A 22,944-nucleotide genomic window follows, 5' to 3' on the forward strand; every position below is an offset into this window, starting at 1 on the left:
AAAATATAATGAATATTTTAACTTTTTTTGAAGCCTACTGAACAAATAAGCTGTTTTTTTTACAAGCTTTTATAATCAGGAAGAGCTGGTCTTGTTCTCAAGCCTTTATCAATAATAGCAAGAACTTTTTCTCTTTCTTTTCCAATCAATGGAATTCTAGGGGCACGGACATATTCTGTACCTAATCCTGCTCCAGCTTCTGCCAGTTTTATATTCTGGACAAGCTGCGCGTTAATATCTAATTCCAATAAAGGCAAGAACCATCTGTAGATAGTAAGTGCTTCCTGAATTCTGCCCGCTTTTGCCAGTTTATATACAGCAACTGTCTCCTCTGGAAAAGCATCTACAAGACCGCCAACCCATCCATCGGCACCCATTAATAGACTTTCCAGACCTAAAGTATCTACTCCGGTAAGTATTTTTAATCTGCTGCCAAAACGATTTATGATTCGGGTAACATTAGATATATCTCTTGTTGATTCTTTTACAGCTTGAATGTTATCCAGCTTTAAAAGCTCCTCGAACATGTCCAAAGTTACTTCGATCTTGTAATCGACTGGGTTGTTGTATATCATTATAGGCAAAGAAGTACTTTTGGCTACTTCAGAGAAATAAAGAACTGTTTCATGATCTGTAGCTTTGTAGCGCATTGGAGGCAGCATCATCAGACCTTTTGCACCGAAAGATTCTGCTTTTTGAGCAGCTTCGATTGCTCCTTTTGTAGTCTGCTCTGCTATATTCATTATAACAGGAACTTTTCCATCAACAATTCGAACCGTTTCTAGTACCAGTTCCTTTTTTTCTTCTTCTAATAGTGTACTGGCTTCTCCCAAAGTACCTCCTAAAATAACTCCTTCAACACCCGCATTTAATTGTGCTTTTAGATTGATTTCAAACATATTGAAATCTAAACGATCTTCTGATGTGAAGTTAGTGGTAACGGCCGGCATTACCCCTTTCCATTGAATACTCATATCTTTTTTTTTTTAATATTTATTTCAAAGGTAAAGGGTTGATGTAAATATTTTTATTAGGTTTGTTATCTACATTTGATACTATATTATCATTTTTAACCAACTTAAGTTAAAAATCGGCTAATTTTGTCCCTTAACTGATTTTTTAATTATAACTTAGTCCTAACAAACAAAAATCACATGAAAGTCTTTCCGTTTAAAATACCAAAATCTAATGAAGAAGCTTTCCTGTATCAAGAGGACAGGGAGCTCGTTTTTTATGACAAATACCATCAGCATGAAGAAATTCAGATCAGCTTAATAAAAAAAGGAGAAGGAACAGTTTTAGTTGGTGATACTATTACCGAATATGGAAAAGGAGACATCCTTATAATGGGAAGTAATCTGCCGCATGTTTTTAGATCTGAAGAAACAGAAAATCATACAATATCTGTTATGCTTACCATATTTTTTTCTAAAAATGCATTTGGAAAAGACTTTTTCGATCTGCCCGAATTAAAAAAAACCAATGGCTTTTTTACTGATATTAAAAATGGAATACTTATTAAAAATGCTCCCTCTTCTCTTAAAAGAAAGTTTGAAAAATTTAAAAAAGCCAATAGTTTTGACCGTTTTATTATTTTTTTCAACCTGTTAAAATTATTTGACCAGGCAGAAAAACAATCTTTATCTAATTCTGTATATGACAAACCTTTTACTGATGCCGAAGGCAAAAGAATGCAGATGGTTTTTGACTTTGTCATGACTAATTATCAAAAAAATATAACTCTTCAGGAAATCTCTGAAATTGCAAATATGACCAAAAATGCTTTCTGCAAATATTTTAAGGTCAGAACCAATAAAACCTTTTTTCAGTTTCTTATCGAAATACGTATCGAAAGAGCCGCCAAATTATTAATAAAAAGCAAGGAGCTTTCGGTCATTGAAATTGCAGAACTCTGTGGATTTAACAACATTTCGAACTTTAACAGGAAATTCAAAGAAATTAAAAAGAAGACACCTTTTGAATTTAAAAATTCACTTTCGAATCCATAAATCCAAAAAATGTTTTCTAAAATAATATCCTCATCTTTTTATTTTTTAAAAACAATAAGATAATATAGTATTGAATATTGATAATAAATCCTCTTGTACTCTACAAAAAACCCTATATTTTTGAAGAGCAGCGGTACTTTGAGCATCTTATATTGCTGATTCAGCTTAATAAAAACATTTCAAACTTAAAACAGCATGAACAAAAAGCACTTATTGGTTTTTATTTTTCTAGGTATGAATCTAATTTCTTTTGGACAAAACCCAAAAATATATACCCTTGCAGATACGCTGAGAGGAAGCATTACTGCAGAAAGACAATGGTGGGATGTATTGCGCTACGATATAACCGTAAAACCTGATTATGACAGTAAAACAATACAAGGAAGCAACTCTATAACCTACAAGGTAACTAAAGAGAAAAATAATACCAAAATGCAGATTGACTTGCAAAGTCCGTTGGTTATAGACAGTGTAATTCAGTCAGGCAAAAAGTTAAGCTTCAAAAAAGAAGGCAGTGTCTGGTACATAGAAACGCCAAAATCTAAAGCAGCAGCGATTCATAAAATAGACATTTTTTATCAGGGAAAAGTGCATGAAGCTATAAATGCTCCGTGGGATGGCGGATGGATCTGGACAAAAGATGCACAAGGAAATCCCTGGATGACCGTTGCCTGCCAAGGACTTGGAGCATCAGTTTGGTATCCATGCAAGGATCATCAAAGTGACGAACCCAACAAAGGAGCCAGCCTTACCATGATTGTACCAAATACTCTTACCGCTGTTGCAAATGGAAGATTAGAATTTAAAAAAGATAATAATGACGGGACTACAGCCTACAAATGGGCTGTGGTAAATCCTATCAGCAATTATTGCATTATCCCTTATATTGGCAGATATGTTAATTTTAAAGAAAATTATAAGGGCGAAAAAGGGAATCTGGATTTAAACTACTGGGTGCTGGATTATAATCTGGAAAAAGCCAAAAGCTATATGCCCACCGAAGTACACAATATGCTAAAAGCCTTTGAGTACTGGATGGGTCCTTACCCTTTTTATGAAGATGGTTATCAATTAATAGAAACTTCGCATACTGGAATGGAACACCAAAGTGCTGTTTCGTATGGCAATCATTACAAACCCGGCTACCGTGGCAACGATGGATCAGGAACGGGATGGGGAATGAAGTGGGATTTTATCATCATTCACGAAAGCGGTCACGAATGGTTTGGGAATAACATTACAACAAACGATTTGGCCGATATGTGGGTTCATGAAGGATTTACCAATTACAGCGAAACTCTATTTGTCGATTATATCTTTGGAGAACAAGCCGGAAATGAATACAATGCCGGTACCCGCAAAGGAATCCGAAATGACAAGCCTATAATACCCGTATACAATGTTAACGCTCAAGGAAGTGGCGATATGTACCCAAAAGCTGGCAATATGATTCATGCAATACGCCACGGAATTGATAACGACGAATTATTCCGAAAAGTAATCAGAGGCTTAGGAAAAGACTTTTATCACCAGACGGTTACTTCCAGACAAGTTGAAGATTACGTTTCAAAACACCTTAATTTTAATTACGGCAAAATATTTGACCAATACCTCAGAACAATTCAGATTCCAAATTTTGAGTTCTATTTTAATGCCGATAAAACAAAGGTTTTCTATCGTTATACAAATTGTGTAAAAGGATTTAACCTGCCTTTGACATTAAAAAACAATATTTCAAAAATCAAAATAATTCCTTCTGACAATTGGCAGAATACTGTATTAACGAAAGATCAGCAACCGTTATTTGATGCAGAATCTATTACAAAAATGTATTATATAAATCCAGTTTTGAAAACTGATATTAAATAAACCGCTATGAACTTAAAATCAATAGATTTAATTGGAAGCTGCAAAGTCTGGACTAGTAATTTTTACCGCAGATCCGCAAATTATTCTAACAATAAATGCTTTTAAATTTGCTAATCTGCGGTGTTTTTTTTTAGAATCTAAAACGATATGCAGTAAAAACATATAGTTTTAAACTCTATTTTTAATCGATAAAAAGCAATTCATCTAATTTATAATTTTTCTAAAAATGAAAAAATTAACCCTTCTCTTTTTCTGTATACTGTTCAATCTGTTTTTCATTAATGCCAATGCCCAGAAGATAAAATGGGCCAATAATAACAGCGGCTATTACACAGCCGAAAAAGGGGAAATCATCAAATATCAATTGCCAGATTTTGTCCGGACTAAAATAATTGAGACATCACAGCTTACTCCAGAAGGAGCTAAAAAAGCATTGAATATTAAAAATTTTGAATTCAGTCAAAATGAAAAATTAGTTTTAATCTATACCAATTCCAAAAAGGTATGGAGAGAAGAAACCAGAGGAGATTATTGGCTTTATAATACAGAAACCAAAACATTGCATCAGATAGGAAAAGACAAGCCGGAATCCTCGCTGATGTTTGCCAAATTATCACCAGACAATAATTCGGTAGCTTATGTGAGTAACCATAATCTGTATGTTGAAGATATTGCTTCGGGAAAAATAACGCCATTGACTACCGACGGAACTGACCGGTTAATCAACGGAACTTTTGACTGGGCTTATGAAGAAGAATTTAATTGCAGAGACGGTTTCCGCTGGAGTCCTGACGGAAAAAACATTGCATTCTGGCAAATTGACGCTACAAAAATCAAAAACTTTTTACTGATTAACAATACCGATTCCTTATACTCTTACACCATGCCCATTGAATATCCAAAAGTGGGTGAAGATCCTTCTGCATGCAAAGTTGGCGTGGTAAATATTGCTACGCAGCAAACAGCTTGGATGGCTGTACCAGGTGATTCAAAACAGCACTATATCCCGCTTATGCAATGGGTTCCTGACGGTTCTGCTATAATGCTGGAACAGCTTAATCGAAAACAAAACGAAGCAAAACTATTTGTATGCAATCCTAAAAATGGCGAAGCAAAACAAATTTACTCCGAAAAAAACAATTCATGGGTAGATGTACAGCCAACCGAAACCCAAGGCTGGAAATGGATAAATAACGGAAAAGATTTCTTATTTCTTTCAGAAAAAGATGGATGGCGTCACTTGTACCGCATTGACAAAACAGGCAAAGAAACTTTAATTACCAAAGGACAGTATGATATAATAAGCCTTGAAGCAATAGATGAAAAGACTGGTTTTGCTTATTTTCTGGCTTCTCCCGAAAATGCAACACAGCAGTATTTATACAAAACAGCACTTAACGGAAAAGGAAAATTACAAGAAGTATCTCCTAGTGATGAAATAGGTACTCATGAATATGATTTATCTGCTGATGCAAAATATGCGATCCACAGCTTTTCTAACCATAAAAACCAGCAGGTATCCGAATGGGTTAACCTTGCTGACAATAAAACAATTAAAGAAATCAGCAGTAATAAAACCCCTAGCGGCAATGTAGAAATGATTAAGATTACTACAAGCGACAACATAACTCTCGACGGATGGATGATTAAGCCCACTCCTTTTGACCCCGCAAAAAAATATCCTGTCGTATTTTATGTATACACAGAGCCTGCCGGTGCAACAGTAAAAGATGCTGCGGGTTATGCCAGTACCTTTTTATACAATGGAGATATTGCAGCAGACGGATACATCCAGATAAGTTTAGACGGACGGGGAACTCCTGTTCCAAAAGGTGCTGTATGGAGAAAATCTATTTACCAGAACATCGGAATTCTAAATATCAGGGATCAGGCGATGGCTGCGAAAGAAATACTGAAATGGTCTTTTGTAGATGCTGACCGAATTGCCGTTTGGGGATGGAGCGGCGGCGGATCGACAACTTTAAATTTAATGTTCCAATATCCTGAAATTTATAAAACAGGAATCGCTATAGCATCTGTGCCCAACCAGCTGCTGTATGACAACATCTATCAGGAACGATACATGGGCTTACCGCAGGAAAACAAAGAACCTTTTGTAAAAGGCTCACCAATTACTTATGCAAAAAATCTTCAAGGAAACCTATTGCTTATTCACGGTACCGGCGATGATAATGTGCATTACCAAGGTGCCGAAATGCTTATCAACGAACTAATAAAAAACGGAAAGTATTTTGAAATGATGAGCTATCCAAATCGTACTCACAGCATTAATGAAGGAGAAGGTACATCTGAGCATTTAGCGCAGTTATTCACTCAATATTTGAGAGAACATTGTCCAGGCGGAGGAAGATAAAACCATTTTACACACCAATAGCATAAAAAATATGTTTAGCAGAGAAACTTACATTCAAAGACGGCAGGTTCTAAAAAAAACTGTAGGCAATGGTCTTATTATATTTCCGGGAAATGAAGAAGTCGGAATGAATTACAGAGATAATATCTATCATTTTAGGCAGGACAGCAGTTTCTTGTACTATTCAGGGATCGGCCGTCCTTCCCTGTTTTTGTTAATTGATGTCGATGCAGATATTGAAATATTGTTTGGTGATGATTTAACAATTGAGCAGACTGTATGGACCGGGCCTCAAGAATCACTTGCTATTTCTGCAGAAAAATCTGGTATTGCAGCAGTACAGCCATACTCTTTTGCGGAAGCGATAATAAAAAACGCCCTGAAACAAAAAAGGGCTGTACATTTTCTGCCTCCTTACCGCTCTGCGATAACTTTAAAACTAAGCAGCTGGCTGGAAATCAATCCTTCTTTATTAGCTGCAAATGCATCTGTTGTATTATCAAAAGCTATCGTGGCGCAGCGTTCCTATAAGACTGATGAAGAAGTAGCTGAAATTGAAAAAGCAGTTGACATAACAGCTGCCATGCATCTAAAAGCAATACAAACTGCCCGCCCAGGAATGGCCGAATATGAAGTTGCTGCTCAGGTAGAAAGTACTGCCACTAGTCTTGGCGGTCATCTTGCTTTTCCAACAATTTTAACCGTAAACGGACAATATTTACACAATCATGCAGGAGCTAATATGCTGCAGGAAGGACAATTAGTTTTATGCGACAGCGGTGCCGAAAACAACATGCACTATGCAGGAGACATGACCAGAACATTTCCTGTTTCCAATACTTTTACAGCCCAGCAGAAAGAAATATACAATATCGTTCTGCAGGCCGAGGAAGCTGCAATAGCAACTCTAAAACCTGGAACTTTATTTAAAAATTCACATCTTACAGCCTGCAAGGAAATTTTAACTGGATTAAAATCGCTTGGTTTAGTCAAAGGAGATTTAGACGAAGCTGTAGCGGCCGGTGCCCATACCCTGTTCTTTCAATGCGGTTTAGGGCATATGATGGGAATGGATGTGCATGATATGGAAAATATTGGAGAAGAATATATTGGCTATACCGATACCTTAAAAAAGAGTACCGAATTTGGACTGAAATCATTGCGTCTTGGAAAAGAACTTGAAGAAGGATTTGTGCTGACAGTAGAACCCGGCATTTATTTTATTCCAGAATTAATAGACCAATGGCATGCCGAAAAAAAATACAGCGAATTTATCAATTATGATAAAGTTCAGACATATCGAAATTTTGGAGGAATCCGCATTGAAGAAGATTTCCTGATTACAAAAGATTCTTTCCGATTATTAGGAAAACCACTTGCCAAAACAGCTGAAGACATTGAGGCGTTGAGAAATTATTAGCAAATGCAATACTGCAAAATCGTAAATTTTCATTGAGGGGCAGTCTGCCCCTTATTTTTTTATCCCAAAAATTTAAATACTTTCTTCGTCTTCTGTACAGCGATGTCCAAATAATCCTATGAGGCAGTTTTCTAAAAAACTGCATAGTGGTTAACTTTTACTAATTTTTTGATAATTAAGTACACATTATGATTTCTAAATTACCCTTAACTTGCTATTATAAAGAAAGTTAATATTTTAAAATGTAAAGTATTTAAAATTTTTCTTATACCGCATCGAAAGATATTTACTTTATTAACATAGTACCAGCAATTTTTATTCAAAAAAAATTAACCACTAAAATTAACCAGATGAAAGAAAAAAAATTACTTCATTTTTTACCAATCCTATCTTTTAGCTTTTTGCTATTATGCATCGGAAAAGTAAATGCACAAATCAATTTAGCTCTGCTAAATTCAACAAAAGTCAAGACCTCGCATGTGTCTCCCTGGGAGAGCATTAATGCCGTAAATGATAATTTTACTCCGGCCAGCTCCGAGGACAAGACTAATCCTGTGTATGGAAACTGGGATGGAGATGCCGCTTACAACTCTTATAACTGGATAGAATATGAATGGGATTTCGCTCACACAATAACCGCAGTAAGCGTGTACTGGTTTACTGATTATGGAGGTATAGGACAGCCTACAGATGCCTACATAGAATATTGGGACGGAATCAGCTGGGTCAATGGCGGTGCTATCGGGCTGGCTTTAAACCAGTTCAATACACTCGAAAATTTAAGCTTTAAAACCCGAAAATTACGAATTTACATGAAAAGTGCAACTGCAACCGGTGTGATCGAATTTCAGGCTTTTGGAACTGAAACAACACAATGCAGTGCAAGTGAACTAACCTCTAGTATCATAGTGAATAACGGCCAGGAAAAAAACATCAACTATGCTGTTGTTTCTTCGGGGGAAAGCGTGCAGTTCAAAGCTGGTGTGCCAAGCAATGAAACTGGCGCTAAAATGAAATGGTCAGGACCGAATAATTTTGAATCCTTAGACCAAAATATCACATTATCGAATCTGCAGGAAGCCAGCTCCGGAACTTATACTTTTTTATACGTGAATAGTTGTGGTACCGAAAGCTCCATCGATTTTTACCTGACATTCAAAGGAAATGAGACCGATTTTACTTCCTGGCCTGCTTACGGCTCCACACTTCATTACGACTTCAAGAGCGACTATCCGGATTTTCCAAAACCAATCAAAAACCTGGAGGAAGACTATCCTGGATACGCTGGCTGTAATGGAGCATCGTTTAGAAATTATGGTTCTTGGACTTTTGTTAAGGGGCCTAATGCTAATCCTTTGGTTACGGATGCTGCTGTAGATGCATTGCTTAAACGCCTGGATGGGGATTTTACATACCTCAGAGATAATATGGGCTGGCCACCAGACAAATTATACAGAGCAGGATACCGCAGTTCGGTATATTTATATGGTTCAGGATTATGTACGGATACCGCATCGAATACAGAATTGGGAGGCTGGCAAAGCGGTGTTGGCACTCCTGATGGACAAAGCTGGCCAATGGTTCTATTATCCTATTACCCTGTAGCCAGTTTTGATCCTAACACTACTTTTCCTGATGCCCAATATCAAACGGGTGCCTGTACACACGAGGGCATTCACGCTATTTATGCATCATTGCCGGGATGCAGAAACTCTGCCTGGTTTCATGAAGGATCAAATGTATGGCTGCAGACTGTTTTGGATATTAAAAAAACAGGAGGCCAGGACTACAGCAATGTCGATTTGGGCTGGTTAAGTGCTGGTTCTGTTATTGCTCCTTTTATCCCTATAGAATGTTATGGCGGATGGTTTCAGGACGGAACTTTCGGAGGACCTTCTGCCGAAGGTATTGAATCTGGAGTTCAGAATTCGGAGGGAGTTACATTGAGATTAACCCGCGATATTATTGGCGGTGTACAGTATAGCTCGGTATTTCCAACCTTCTTGGGGGAAATTGTGGGTGAAAAAAGTTTACCATGGGTCTGGAATTACTGCGAAGGGCGAGTATTAGAAGGTCTTGCCAATGGCAACGGAACAGTTAATGGAATTGGAGATATTAAGATGCGCAAAATGGTTCAGGAATATAGAGCCAGACTGGCATTGGCCGATTTTAGAAAATTTGAACAGCCTATTTTAAGTTTATACCGCAATAATATGGGACGCGAATTAGGTCCTGAACAGCCTGCTCTTATCAATGTAGAAAAATGGAAAGCAACACCTTATGCAGCAACTGCAGCAGATGAGGATGACTATTTAATTCCAGAAGCAAAAACACTGCCTGGCTGGTCTGGAGCCAATTTTATCCCTATTCATACTGAGGGCAATCAGGCTGTGGTATTTTTTCAGCCTTTAGGAAAAAATATGTCTTTGCAGCTGTGCTACCGTACCAAAGAAGGGAAAACTGTTTATTCTCAGCCAGTGTACGCCGGAGATTGCACTATTTCTTTCGATCAGGGTGTACCGGCAAATGGTGTCGTTTTTGCAGTAATCTGCAATTCGGATTACATCTATCAAGGCGAATCTACTCGTACTGCCAAGTTTAATTACAAAATAAAACTGGGCGAAGGCGCTGTAAGAACTGCCAGCATAGATAAAAACTGGTGGGACTGGAAAGCGGCAATCTCAGATAATCTTTCTGTTGGTGATAATACAGGTTCGGCTTCAAAATTTACAATTTATCCAAACCCAACAAATATTTCTTCTTTAGTAAATATTGAAATATCTGATAAAAAATCAAGCATATTTAATTTAAAAATAACCAATATTCAAGGACAGGTCGTATTTCAAAAAGAAAATTATAATACCAAAGAACAATACTACACAGGAGGCTTAGCCAAAGGTATTTATTTGGTAACTATAGAGTCTGAAAACTTTAAACAGACAAAAAAGATCATTGTAAAATAACGATGATCTAAATAAAATTACTGAACAAGTATGCTAAAAATGCTGCTGCACTTTCCTAAAGAAGTACAGCAGCATTTTAGTTTAGAAGACTTTATTCTAACGGCCTTTCAATACGCAGACTTGCCATTCCTAAGAATGAGTAAGCTCCACAAGTAACTCTACAATCAAAGTCCTTAACGATACCGAATAGCAAATGAAGTTCCCCCGTTCCTAGGGATGAAAAGTTTGTGTGGCATTCTTTGTCTAATGCGCCCTTTTTGTCATTTTATCTCAACTTTTGGGACGATAGAGAAATGTCCTCAATTAAAATTCCCAATCCATGTCGAATTTCTAGCAAAGATTCCTCATTTTTCGTAATGACAGTATTGCGTAAAACAGGGTGCTTCTGCCGAATTCAGCTCTTTCGAATACTTATGAGGCTTAATCCTCAACAAATGACATTCAGCCAGATAAAAAAACCTGAACTGATTAATAACAATCCAGCTCAGGCTCGAGAGATTTTTTCAGGTAAAAATAACAGCTTTTGAAGATTCTTTTAGCTGCTCATAAAATCTTAAAGAGGCTTTGTATTTATAAATTTCACCTTATATGGAAAACTTCTATACACCTCTTTTTCATTGTCAAAAGAATGTTTTTCATGCTCCGTAGGCGCACCGCTGACAACGAGCCACAAATATTCGGTGTCTGCAGGAATAGTAAATTCCGTTTTGCCTTCAATACTTTTAGAAACTTCACTATAGACTCGGTTTCCGTTTTTAAGCGATGCGACAAAACCGTAACGCCAGCCGGCTTTATCTTTCAAAACAGAGGTATAACCATTGGCTCCCGCCAAACCGTTAAAACTTAATTTAATTTTTGTTCCTGCAGCCGGAACCGTAAGCTTAATGCCATTATACCCATAATCCTGAGGCGAATTAGAGGCATCTATCTGATACCATCCGTCTTTGGTCTGGTTCAGTTTGGCGGTATGCATATTTCGATAGGGTTTTGCCACATCGGCTGCCCTTTTCAAATCCCAAGTGATAAATTTGCGGGATGCATCAAACATTTCATCATTGAACTGCTCTTGTGAGAGGCTGTTTATCCTTTTGTAAGTCATCACTACATCTTCACCCGCCTGAGTCGATCTGCACAGGTTTCCCCAAAATTCGATACCGTGTTTTTGTGACCAGTACTCCAGTACATAAGGTGAGTGATACATATTTGCAGGATGCAGAAAAGCATAATGCGTACCTTTTAGAAAATCCTTCAGATGATAATTTTCAAAAGTCATCCACTCCGGATATACCTGCCAAAGCATATATTGTGCTGACATTTCCATAACTGGGCCGTCTGGTCCTGTTTTGCTGTCGGCCTGGCTTATGTACTGAAAGGAATGACCAATTTCATGTGCCAATGCTCCATACGGAATTTTATTTATTCGGGCAGCGGGAGTCCATAAAATCCCAACTTCTCCTTCACCACCTCCAAAAGCGGTGTTTTCAGAGCCTCCAAAAACATAAATCAGCAGTTTGTATTTATCACTTACCGAATTTCCTTTTTGCACCAGTTTTAAATCATTTACATAAAAATTATAAAAACGCTCACATTCGGCCATTGCCAGTTTGGGGTCAAAACGCTTTGCTATATCAGTATTTAACATTGGGTCGCTTCCGTATTCTTTGTGCCAGAACATCGCAATATTATCTGATTCCAGCATTCGGCTGTAATTGTAGTCACTCTCTGGAGAATCATAATTGTTATTTTCCGGCACATTCCAGACTTTAGCAGGAATGAATAATTTTTTTGAAGTTTTTTCCTGAGCATTGCTCACGCCAATAAATACTAAACAAATAAGAGTGATGCTTTTTATAAAGTTGTTCATTACTTATTGTTTTTTTGTAATAATTGCAGACCATCCGCCTCCAGATGCCATTTTTGCAGTTACTTTTGAGTTTTTATCTACTTTCAATATTTCTATTTTATAATCCTGTGCGTAGGTATCTACATTGCTGCCATCTGCGTATACTTCCATCGAAAAAGAACCCTCTCCAAGGAAAGAAAGATCTATAGGCAATTCTCTGGCATCTGAATCTGTCATGCCGCCAATAAACCATTTATCAGCCTTTTTGCGGGCAACTACAATATAATTCCCAACAGAACCATGAAGGACTTTGGTCTCGTCCCAGACAGTTGGAATCTTTGTTATAAAATCTACCGTTTCCTGTTCTTTATAATAAATCGAAGGTGACTCGCACATCATCTGCAGCGGTGCTTCATACACTACATACATCGCTACCTGATGCGCACGTGTGCCCAAAGTCATTGGACGGGTAAAACTGATGGAAAAATTTTTAGACTCTTTATTAATCATCGAACCCGGCGTAAAATCCATTGGTCCTGCAGCCATACGTATAAACGGAATAGTTACAGTATGCTCCGGCGTGATTTCGTCACTCCATTTATTGTTTTCATTCCCTCTTACGCCTTCGTAGTTCATTACATTAGGATACATACGCTCTAAGCCCGAAGGCTTGAAAGCTCCATGAAAATCGACCAGCATTTCAAGCTTGGCACATTCTCTGGCAATCTGCTCATAAGAGTTTACCATATACTGATCGTTTCGCTGCATGTAATCAATTTTAATACCTTTGGCACCCCAGCTTTTGTAGGTTTCAAGAATCGGCAGCAGGTTTGCATCCAATGGTTTCCAGAGTACCCAAAGAATTATTCCAACGCCTTTCTCTTTTCCATAACGAATCAGTTCTTTGACATCCATAGCCGGATTGAAGTCCAGAATATCAGTAGTCGATTTTGTCCAGCCTTCGTCAAGAATCACATATTCTATTTTATTTTTGGAAGCAAAATCAATAAAATACTTATAAGTTGCTGTGTTGAGGCCTGCTTTAAAGTCAACACCAAAAATATTATTGGCATTGTACCAATCCCAGGCAACTTTCCCTGGTTTTATCCAATCTGTATTTTTAAGAACATTTGGTTTTGCCAATTGATAGGTCAGATTGCTTTCTACAAATGTGCGGTCATCATCGCTTATCATAAATATACGCCAGGGATAAGCCCTTGTGCCAGATGTTTTTGCTATATAATCTGCTTCTTTTGCAATGGTCTGCACACGGTCTGATTTTCCGTTTTTATCAACAGCTTCCAGTACATATTTTGGAAAAATAGCGTCCAATGTGGTATTTCCATTCCCTTTCAGGAACAAGCCCGGATAATCATGAAGAGCGGTTTCTGTAAACAAAACCTTTGCTTTATCTGTAGTAAATAAAACAGGCAGACTGCAAAAATCCTTAGAAGCAATTTCTGGCAGCGCTTTGTCTATATACAAACGTTCATTATGGGAATACATCGATTCCTCCTGAGGAAACAGGGAACGTGATCCTGCTGGAAAAGTAAACGCAGCTTTTTCTGAAATTACCTCTCGTTTTACTTTGGCTTCATCTATGAACTGATAAGCAGCACCATCGTTGTAAACACGGAAGTTCAATTTGTAATTCCCTTCATAAGCTATAGAAAGCTCCGTATATTCATCTTTGATCTGAGCGTCTTTGCGGGCTATTACAGCATGAATATTTTCGGATACATTTTTAATTGTATGTTTTTTCACCTTTGGATTAATTCCAAAATCGGTACTGGCAGAAAAATCCATTCCAGCTTCTGCGTTTTCAATAATTAAGTTGCCATTTAATGAGGCCGACCATGAAATTTTTCCCGAATTATTTACTTTTACCTGAATGTGCCCATCTGGAGATTTAATCTCATACGTTTGAGCCGAAGCCTGATACATCGATAACAGTATACCGCAAACAATCAATACTCTTTTTTTCATTTTTTAAATTCTGTTACTTAAACATTATTCTATTTCTTTGAACCTTTGCCTTTTTTGGGTGCCGATGTTTTCATCAGGCTGGTTATCTCTTCTTTTGCAAGAGCATAATCATACATTTTTAAAGAAGCCATATAACCCGTGTAATTTTCACCAACATCCGAAGCACCAATTATAATTTTAGCCTTATCAATCGCCGATGACAGCATCATATTCTGCGAATTGTCCAGTACGCCGTCTACATAAATTTTCTCCACAACACCATCAAAAGTCAATACGATATGATGCCATTTATTAGCTTCAGGCACTTTGCTGTATTTCATATCAAAATGGCCATCCAGATGCGGTGCAGCACCGTAATGACCGCTATTATAAGCCAATGCATTGTATGAGTTGGCCAGATTGTATTTTTCCCTGTCACACCACGAGGCTAAAAACTCTCCCTCTTTATCTACTTCAGGATTTTTCACCCAAACCGCAACTGTGTACGATCCATTCCATACCAGGGTTTTTGGAACTGGTTTGTCCAATACCAGAGCACCATTAGTAAATTTGACAGCTTTTACTCCTTCATTATCTGTTTCTAAAGTTACATCGCCCTGTTTTGTAAAAGTGCCTCCAATAGAACCTTTGTTTGGCAATTTAACCAAAGATTTTGTCTCCTTTTCTCCAATAACATCAAGGTTAATCAGCATTTTATGAGTGCTTACAACTGCTGGTTCTATATTCGATTTTTTATTTTTTAATTGTAAAGGAATTTCAAATAAAGAACTATACACTTTTATGTTCCAGACTGCAGCGTAAAGCCCTGTTTTTTCGGTAGCCAGAACTGTCAGTTTTAAATAACGTCCCGAAACATCATTATCATCAATCATTGGACTGCCGGAAATCTGATTTTTTGATTTGTCGGCATACATTTTCCAGTTTTTGCCATCAGCTGAATATTGCAAAGTGTATTGATAGTAGTAGCTTGCAAATTCGAATTGGGTCATTACTCTTTTTATGCTTTTTACACTTCCTAAATCTATTGTCAAATCCTGTGGGAAGGCATTGCTGCCTGCTTTCCACATAGTTGCATTGTTATTGTCTGTCGCAAAATGAGGTTCGTATTTATAATCATATTCTAATGACTGCAAATGATAAAAAGATGATGCAGCAGCCTTAGCCTGTAATGCGATGTTTTCCGGCATATCTGCCTTTACAACATTCCCGATACCTATCGAAGCAGGCACAACCTTTTTGATTGTTGAATCATTTTCGAAAATCATTTTATCAATACAGACCTGTCTTGCAAGACCGCCACGGGTCATTGGATAATCATGCTTATGGTAAACAATATAATAATCATTGCCTTCTTCCAATACCGAATGATGACCTGGACCATGTGTGGTTTTATCATTGGTGGTGCTTAAGATTGGATTATTAGCCCCTTCGGTAAATGGACCGTAAGGCGTATCTGCATACGAATATCTGACATTATAAGTTTCGTCATGACAGGAATCTCCAGAATACATTAAAATATACTTTTTGCCTTTTTTCATCATGTATGCCGCTTCAAAAGGCTTAGGTGTCTGACTTAAAGGAATATTTTTTGAATTCATCATGTCTTTCATCGTCGCACTATTCAGCTCGCCCACGGCATATCCGCCATTGTAATGTACCCAAGTTCCCCAGTAGCTGTATATTTTACCATCAGTATCTCTAAAAAACTGTGCGTCTAATGATGGGAAATTTTCTCTCGGGTAACCATTGGAAATAACTGGCTTATCATTTTCGTCTAATTTTTTCCATGGGCCAATTGGTGTATCCGAGACATATCCGTATATGTTACAGCCAATTTCGCAATTTCCAAAATACAGATAATATTTGCCGTCATTGCCCACTACAATATCAGGTGCCCAAAAATTAGTTATTGGTTTTGATGTAAATGCAGGAATTTCCATCGTGTAATTGTACCAGTTTTTTAAATCCCTGCTGTACCAGACAGTTGGTGCTCCCGATGCCAGCATTTCATTATCGGTGGTAGCATAGATGTAATAAATATCTCCAAACTTTTTGATAGTGGGATCTGCAAAATAGCCTGGCAAAACCGGATTCCCTGCATTGGGCAAGTTAACATCTACTTTTTCCTGCCCGTAGATTCCTGCCGTAAAAAAAAGCAGGAAGTGTATAATTATAATGTTCTTTTTCATTGTTTAAAGCATTTTTAAGGGATGACTTTACCTTTTAGATTCAAATATTTAAAAACAACAAAAGCAATTTAAATTAAATTGCCTTTGTTTCAGTATAACCCTCAAACCACTAAGGATTATTTTTGCTGTAATTTTATTTGAATGCTTTTTTTCTGCAAAGGTATTTCATATGCTCCTCTTACCTTAGCATAAGGCAGCTGCATGTCTTTGTTGATTCTTAAATAAGCGTTTGGCGTAAACTCGTTAGCCGCATTCAAGGTTATTTCTATTTCATCCGTTTTAGTATTGTAAGTCACTTTTTCAAAAGTTCCTGCATCCAATGTTAACCACAATTGTTTTGGGCTAATGAACACTTTTGATTTTGCTGCAGTTGTTATTTTTACTTCGACTACATCACCTTTTGCAGTAACATTTCCGCCAAAGGCTAACCATCCTAAATCCTCTTCTTTTGTAATGTAGGAAGCCGTGTTAACAGCGTATCCGTAAAAACCAGAACCATAGTCACCAGATATATAATCAATTCGTAACTCGGTAGGATAAGAGTGAAATGCAGCTGGGCCAAAACCATCCTGAGTAATATTTGAAATACCTCCTAAAAGTCCTCCATAACCCACTTTCAGCAGATAAAGATCATCCGATTTTTTTCTGTACTGCTTCAATACCGGAATAGCATTCAGCGAAGACCCATAATGATGAATCTGACGTTCTACTCTTGACAGTTTTCCTCCATATAAGAAATCCCAGTATCTGCGGGCATTGCCATTATATGCCCAGTGTGGCATGGTAGGCATGTAAGCCAAAATTGCATTTAAGGTAACATCAGCCTTTTCTTCATATCCAAAATAATCAGACCACATATATACTTCTTCCTGACCTGTCGAATCCCAAGGCATTTCACTTCCAAAAGGATAATCAAGAGCTTTCCAGTGATTGGCTCTTTCTTTCATTTTTGATTCCAGATTGGCAGACATTTCGGTTAGATTTTCTGTCTTCAAATCCTCTAAAATCAATAAAAATATAGAACCTTCCATTTGACCAAACTGGGCATAATAAGGAGCCTGCTCAGTCATAGCTATCGATGTGTAATACGCCTGCTTTAAGTGCCATTCCCAAGATTTGCTCGTTACCAGTCCAGTGTTATATCTTGCTAATCGGTACAATGTCCAATAAGCGGCAGCTACATGCGGATAGTTATAAGACCTTCCTGGATCATTAGCATCTTTATGCTTCCAGGCAGCCCAGGTATTATAATCTATATCGCTGCTGTAAGTACCTTTTGGCAAGGAATCCGGCTCATAATAAAAAACACTTTTTTTCACTCCGTATTTGTTTTTGCCTTCACTGTACTGAATATTTCCCCAAAGCGTTTTATCTACAAACTGCTCTAATTTTTTAATTTCTTCTTTATCTGGCTGAATAAGCTGTTTCATAATAGCTGCTAACCATCCGCCTGCACCGCCCTCGTCACTCAAACCAGCAACCCAGGCACGGCTGTCTTGTGTTAATTGCTTTTTGGTTTCATAATCGTAGCTGATTACAGATGGGTTTCTTTTGAAAATTGGATCAGGCTGATCGAACCATTGGGCAGTGGTCAGGAAATGACCAAAATCTTTAATAACTTCAGGTTCCGACTTGATTACTTTATAGTTAATAGTCTGTTTTATGCCATTTTTATAATTGATTGTTAATCTTGCTCCTCCCCATTTTATTCCTTGAACACTATATTTTTTTAAGCCTTTTGCCGTTTTTCCATCTTCTTTTATTTGAAGTGCACCTTTAGGTTCAACCTCAAATGAGCTGACATCACTTTTATAGTTCAAAAACAATTGCGATTTGATATCAAGAGGAATTACATATCCAGGAATACTTGTTGCAACAGGAAGTTCCTTTTTTACAAGGGTATTTTGGATGTCCTCAATTCCTTCAGACAAAACCATTTTTAAGGCAAAACTTTTAGATTCGTTAGCTTTTAATATTAATGATGTTGGCTTGTTCCATTGCTCCACGCCTTTCCACTCATTCTCAGCATACGCTTTGCTATACACCATCCATTCATGAAATCCCTCAAAAACAATACTTCTTGGAGTTGGATCATCATTTAATGGGCGATACGCTTCGAAAGCCATATTTTCTTCCGGCATTACTACTAAAGCTGGTCCTTCGCCACTTAATCTTTTAACTTCAAGATATCCAGCATCCATCCCAATGTATGGGTCAAAAAATACATTTTGAGCATGTGTCTCATTCAGTGATTTCCCTTCCAGAATATTGTTGAATATCATTGGAATACCCAAAGCTCCTATTTCAATAGAATTAGCAGTTTTGTTGGTAATTACGAATCTCAAAATCAAATCATCACCATTAGTTTCATAATATCTTTTGATCGTAACCGGAATATCGGCAGGCAGTGTATTGGCTAAATCTGCAGCCGCTAAGACTTTTTGAGACGTTTCCAGCGGAGTAACTGCCCCACGTTTTGCAGCTGTCGAATAACTTTTCCAAGCTGTATTTCCTTCGCGGATTTTTAAATTAATATCGCCTAAATGATACAAGCCATCTTTGTCTCTAATTTCTAATCTGTCACTTGGCGTAAAATCAAAGTTCAGGTTTTTATTAGATCTAAGGCCTGCCACTGTTTGTGATGCTTTGACCAGTTTTAGCTGAAAAGCGGGAGTGCTGCATTTTTGATACACTTCGGCAATACCCAAAGTAGGCTCTTTCTTTTCAATTCTGCTCCAATAATCCTGAGCCTGAACACTTATGGTTCCCATTACAATTAATAATAAACTAAACTTTTTTGTGATTTGCATTTTCATCGTGTTTATATACTTTTTAGTTTTTTTGGTTAAAATCAGTGATTATTTTAGCGTAACATCCAGATAAACAGAATGGCGTCCATAGGTGTTATAGAAAGGCTTAAAAACAACTCCATCAATATCGAATTGCAGTTTCTTTGGATCTCCTTTTATTGATCTGCTGATATCTTTGGCATCAAATGTTACTTTTCTCCATTCTTTTAACGGTTCAGATTCCTGAGCTGCAAGCAGAATAGGCCCGTAAAATAAACTGGCAATGTTCTGCTGATCCATTACAGGATCCAGATGGAATTGAAATGGCATCTGCAGTTCTATTGTATCGCCATCTTTCCATTTGCGGCTAAGATTAAGATAACTTCCTGGAACCGCTTTAACTTTTTCTTCCTTGCCGTTTATTTTTACAAAAAATCCTTTGGTCGCCCAGCTTGGGACACGCACATTTACATCAAATTTCCCTTCGCCTTTTATTATCAAAAGTGTGTGGTCTTCATTTGGAAAATCTGTTTTTTGTATTATTGTTACCTTTTTTTCAGCCCATTTTAGAGTTGATGGCACATAAAGATTTACGTATAAAGCCTGATTGTCTATACTTTTGAAATAAATTGAATTCTGAAATTTAGTATTGCTTTCTATTGCCGTTCCGTTACAGCAGGTAAAACCGTTCATTCTGGCATTTCCAAACTGTTTTACTGAACCGGGACGCAATGGCACATGATACGTATTTGCAGGCGTATTCTCTGCCACCGATGCCAGAATATGATTGTACAATCCTCGCTCGTAATAATCCATATATTCGGCACGCTGCTCATAAAGAAACAGGCTGCTGGTCAATTTCAGCATATTATAAGTGGCACAAGTTTCGTTTTGTCCTCCTGCCGAGAAACCATTTTCGTAAATCGTAGCCGGCTGGCTTATAAAACATTCTGCATTTGCAGGATTGCTTGCTCCAGCCACTCCACCAATGCTGTACATATAATCACTTGTGGTTTTGTACCAAAAGTTATCTGCAATACGGTAATAATCGGGAGTTTTAGAATCCTGATACATTTCCAGTGCTCCCATAATCTGCGGAATATGCTGATTGGCATGCAGTCCGCGGAAAGTATCTACGTTTTTGGCCAGGCCGTGCGAATGCTTTGCGTCTCCATAAAATACTTTGATATTGTCAAATAACTGAGCTACTTCCAGATAGCGTGGTTCATTTGTTATTCTGTAAAGTCTTGCCATAGCTTCATTCATTCCTCCAAACTCTCCTGCTATGTATCTATTCCACATACTGATAAGCGTTTCGTTTGGCAATTGCTTCATTCTGGCATGAACCCAATCACCCATTCCTTTGGCTGTTTCAAGCGCTTTTTTGTTACCGCTCACTTCATAAATATCCATAAGACCCGCAAGAATTTTGTGCAAAGTATAGTAAGGTGCCCAAATCTGCGTTTTCTGTCCGCCATAAGTTGCGCCTTTTTCCAGCATTATAAATTGATCTGGCGGATAGGCACTAATATAACCTTTGCCCCAATTCCAGTAATCGGTACGAATACCCTCATTACTCAAATCCGAATCATAATCAGTTTTGCCTGCGCCTTTGGGAACAGCAGCAGGATCTGATACCGAAGCTCCTCCAGCAGTCTGTGGCTGTCCAGACATTTGTGCTAATTGGTAAAGCGTATTGACCATATACTCCATCTTGCCAGCAAAATCAGCGTGCAATTCTGTATCATATCCCGTACTGGCATACGCCTGAGCAATTGCTGTTAAATAGTGTCCTGTAGCATGACCCCGCAATTTGGTATCCTGAGTGTCCCATACACCTAGTGCATCTGCCCCTTCAGGCTGTTTTTGCCCAAAGGCATTCCGGAACATATACAGGAAAGAATCTGGATTTGTCTTGGCAAGAGTCTTTATGAACTTATCACGATTCTCTATAAATTTTGTATTGTGTCCATGAAGGTCTGCATCCAATGATACTTCATCCAGATTAAAAACTTTCAGCTTAAGATCGGGAGCTGGAGTTTCTTTGGCTGCTTTTACGGTCACAACTGCTTTTGGCTTTAAGTCAGTGCCAGCAATACTTCCTTCAACTGTATATTGCCCAGCTTTCAGCACTGATGAATTATCTTTTGGAGCTGGCCAGATTACTCTCACTTCTCCTCCTTCAATACCATTTCGATACACACCTTTTACAAATCTTGGCAGTCTTGGAAGGCTGCCAGCTGCTGTCTCTACTTTTACATCCGAAACACTGGCCAAATATTGATTGTATAATTGAGGTGCAGTTTTGGGGTATTTTGGCAAATCACCAGCTGCTGTTTCAGTTTCTTCCTCCTCTATTCCTTCTTCTTTTAATGCATTATGATAGATTTTTCCAATTTCTTTTTCAGTTAATGGAACTCGGTACAATCGTAAATCATGCAGTTTTGCATTTAGATAAGAATCCTCAGATAAAAATGATTTCCCTATATACAGCAGATTATTAGCAGCCAGATTGCTGTCAAATAACTGTTCTAATTTGAGTTTGACATTCTTAGCCGAACTTACAAGAACGCCATTTATATAAGTATTTAATGACTGTGATGGAATATCGATAACAATAGCCAGATGATTCCATTTATCAGCTGCTAAAACTGGTGAACTGGTTTGGTATTTATCTCCCGATGCAGCAATTCCGGCATGAAAGCCAGTATCGTTTTTAGTTCCTGCTGGAGCAGCAAAAAAATGTGATTTAGCGTTTTTTCCGAAGTCAAAAAAATACTGATTGCTTTGCGCTGAACGCAAATAAATCCATCCCGATATACTAAGCGATTCCTCACCTGCAAAAGCTTCTCCCGGAATTACAACAAAAGTTTTATTATCTGGCGAAAAAGACAGCACTTTCCCGAACAGTTCATCATTTATGAAATTTAGTTTCGCATCGGATCTGCCATGCAGATTGTTTCGTGACCAGTCTTTGGCATCGCCATCAAAAACATAACGGGCAATTAATCCGGTTTCGCCAATGCCATCTAAAATCTGGTCTCCGTCCTGTGCCCATAAAGCTGTTGTGTTTACCGAACCCAAACCTAAAAAGGCACATATAAAAAGTTTGTATAACTTCATAATTAATAAATTTCAATATTTAATGGACTCATTTATTTAACAAAGAAGAAAAACATTGCAGTACATATTAACAATTTTATTTTGTTTAATGCTTAAAGTTAAGCAAGCTTTTGTTAATATAGTCAAAGAATCCTCTTTTTAAATGTTTTATTTACATTTGTAAATTTAGAAGCATTTATTAAAATACTCCAACTATATTTTATCCTAACCAAATACTATATTATCATAAATAACGCATTTTTGCACTTTCTAATGAATAAATGAAATATCTGCTTTAAAAATATATGTATATATCAATGAGGCTTGACCTGATATTACAGTTGCTTTTTTAAGCAAAGCCAGCTGCAAAAGCAGTGGCTGGGATTCAAAAAAAAACCTG

General features: G+C 37.6%; 11 protein-coding genes. 5 read left to right on the forward strand and 6 right to left on the reverse strand.

Annotated features, from left to right (window positions below; genetic code table 11):
- Positions 1-59: 59 nt before the first annotated feature.
- Positions 60-974, reverse strand: coding sequence for a dihydrodipicolinate synthase family protein (locus tag ABEG11_RS00950; RefSeq protein WP_348822326.1), 915 nt, complete (start codon positions 972-974; stop codon positions 60-62).
- A 180-nt stretch (positions 975-1,154) separates the two neighbouring features.
- Between ABEG11_RS00950 and ABEG11_RS00955 the strand changes: the two genes are divergently transcribed.
- The 5 genes from ABEG11_RS00955 to ABEG11_RS00975 all read left to right on the forward strand — a co-directional run bounded on the left by ABEG11_RS00955 (position 1,155) and on the right by ABEG11_RS00975 (position 10,635).
- A complete protein-coding gene (locus ABEG11_RS00955) occupies positions 1,155-2,009 on the forward strand; it encodes an AraC family transcriptional regulator (RefSeq protein ID WP_348822327.1) in 855 nt (284 codons plus the stop codon).
- A 195-nt stretch (positions 2,010-2,204) separates the two neighbouring features.
- The gene (locus tag ABEG11_RS00960; RefSeq protein ID WP_348822328.1) at positions 2,205-3,878 is read left to right on the forward strand and encodes a M1 family metallopeptidase; all 1,674 of its coding nucleotides are present in this window, start codon (positions 2,205-2,207) and stop codon (positions 3,876-3,878) included.
- A gap of 226 nt (positions 3,879-4,104) precedes the next feature.
- A complete protein-coding gene (locus ABEG11_RS00965) occupies positions 4,105-6,252 on the forward strand; it encodes a S9 family peptidase (RefSeq protein ID WP_348822329.1) in 2,148 nt (715 codons plus the stop codon).
- A 31-nt stretch (positions 6,253-6,283) separates the two neighbouring features.
- Positions 6,284-7,672 carry an aminopeptidase P family protein gene (locus tag ABEG11_RS00970; protein ID WP_348822330.1) on the forward strand — a complete coding sequence of 463 codons (1,389 nt, stop codon included), beginning with the start codon at positions 6,284-6,286 and terminating at the stop codon, positions 7,670-7,672.
- Positions 7,673-8,022: 350 nt separating this feature from the next.
- Positions 8,023-10,635 (forward strand): T9SS type A sorting domain-containing protein, encoded by a 2,613-nt coding sequence (locus ABEG11_RS00975; protein ID WP_348822331.1) that lies wholly within the window; start codon positions 8,023-8,025, stop codon positions 10,633-10,635.
- A gap of 553 nt (positions 10,636-11,188) precedes the next feature.
- On the opposite strand, the gene ABEG11_RS00980 is transcribed toward ABEG11_RS00975, so the two are convergent.
- From ABEG11_RS00980 to ABEG11_RS01000, 5 genes are all read right to left on the reverse strand, one after another.
- Positions 11,189-12,499 carry a DUF6055 domain-containing protein gene (locus tag ABEG11_RS00980; protein ID WP_348822332.1) on the reverse strand — a complete coding sequence of 437 codons (1,311 nt, stop codon included), beginning with the start codon at positions 12,497-12,499 and terminating at the stop codon, positions 11,189-11,191.
- Between the two features lie 3 nt (positions 12,500-12,502).
- Positions 12,503-14,464 (reverse strand): glycoside hydrolase family 97 protein, encoded by a 1,962-nt coding sequence (locus ABEG11_RS00985; protein WP_348822333.1) that lies wholly within the window; start codon positions 14,462-14,464, stop codon positions 12,503-12,505.
- Between the two features lie 29 nt (positions 14,465-14,493).
- The gene (locus ABEG11_RS00990) at positions 14,494-16,653 is read right to left on the reverse strand and encodes a family 43 glycosylhydrolase (protein ID WP_348822334.1); all 2,160 of its coding nucleotides are present in this window, start codon (positions 16,651-16,653) and stop codon (positions 14,494-14,496) included.
- 116 nt (positions 16,654-16,769) lie between these two features.
- Complete coding sequence (locus tag ABEG11_RS00995; protein WP_348822335.1) at positions 16,770-19,463, reverse strand: DUF5695 domain-containing protein; 2,694 nt, start codon at positions 19,461-19,463, stop codon at positions 16,770-16,772.
- Positions 19,464-19,511: 48 nt separating this feature from the next.
- Entirely contained in the window at positions 19,512-22,565 is a 3,054-nt protein-coding gene (locus tag ABEG11_RS01000) for a beta-L-arabinofuranosidase domain-containing protein (RefSeq protein ID WP_348822336.1), read from the reverse strand.
- Between the last annotated feature and the right edge of the window lie 379 nt (positions 22,566-22,944).

It is taken from the genome of Flavobacterium aestuarii, from assembly GCF_040049115.1.
Taxonomy (GTDB): Bacteria; Bacteroidota; Bacteroidia; order Flavobacteriales; family Flavobacteriaceae; genus Flavobacterium; species Flavobacterium aestuarii.

Coding starts and splice junctions, on each gene's coding strand:
- ABEG11_RS00950 (WP_348822326.1), bottom strand. CDS start 974: ATGAGTATTCAATGGAAAGGGGTAATGCCGGCCGTTACCACTAACTTC.
- ABEG11_RS00955 (WP_348822327.1), top strand. CDS start 1,155: ATGAAAGTCTTTCCGTTTAAAATACCAAAATCTAATGAAGAAGCTTTC.
- ABEG11_RS00960 (WP_348822328.1), top strand. CDS start 2,205: ATGAACAAAAAGCACTTATTGGTTTTTATTTTTCTAGGTATGAATCTA.
- ABEG11_RS00965 (WP_348822329.1), top strand. CDS start 4,105: ATGAAAAAATTAACCCTTCTCTTTTTCTGTATACTGTTCAATCTGTTT.
- ABEG11_RS00970 (WP_348822330.1), top strand. CDS start 6,284: ATGTTTAGCAGAGAAACTTACATTCAAAGACGGCAGGTTCTAAAAAAA.
- ABEG11_RS00975 (WP_348822331.1), top strand. CDS start 8,023: ATGAAAGAAAAAAAATTACTTCATTTTTTACCAATCCTATCTTTTAGC.
- ABEG11_RS00980 (WP_348822332.1), bottom strand. CDS start 12,499: ATGAACAACTTTATAAAAAGCATCACTCTTATTTGTTTAGTATTTATT.
- ABEG11_RS00985 (WP_348822333.1), bottom strand. CDS start 14,464: ATGAAAAAAAGAGTATTGATTGTTTGCGGTATACTGTTATCGATGTAT.
- ABEG11_RS00990 (WP_348822334.1), bottom strand. CDS start 16,653: ATGAAAAAGAACATTATAATTATACACTTCCTGCTTTTTTTTACGGCA.
- ABEG11_RS00995 (WP_348822335.1), bottom strand. CDS start 19,463: ATGCAAATCACAAAAAAGTTTAGTTTATTATTAATTGTAATGGGAACC.
- ABEG11_RS01000 (WP_348822336.1), bottom strand. CDS start 22,565: ATGAAGTTATACAAACTTTTTATATGTGCCTTTTTAGGTTTGGGTTCG.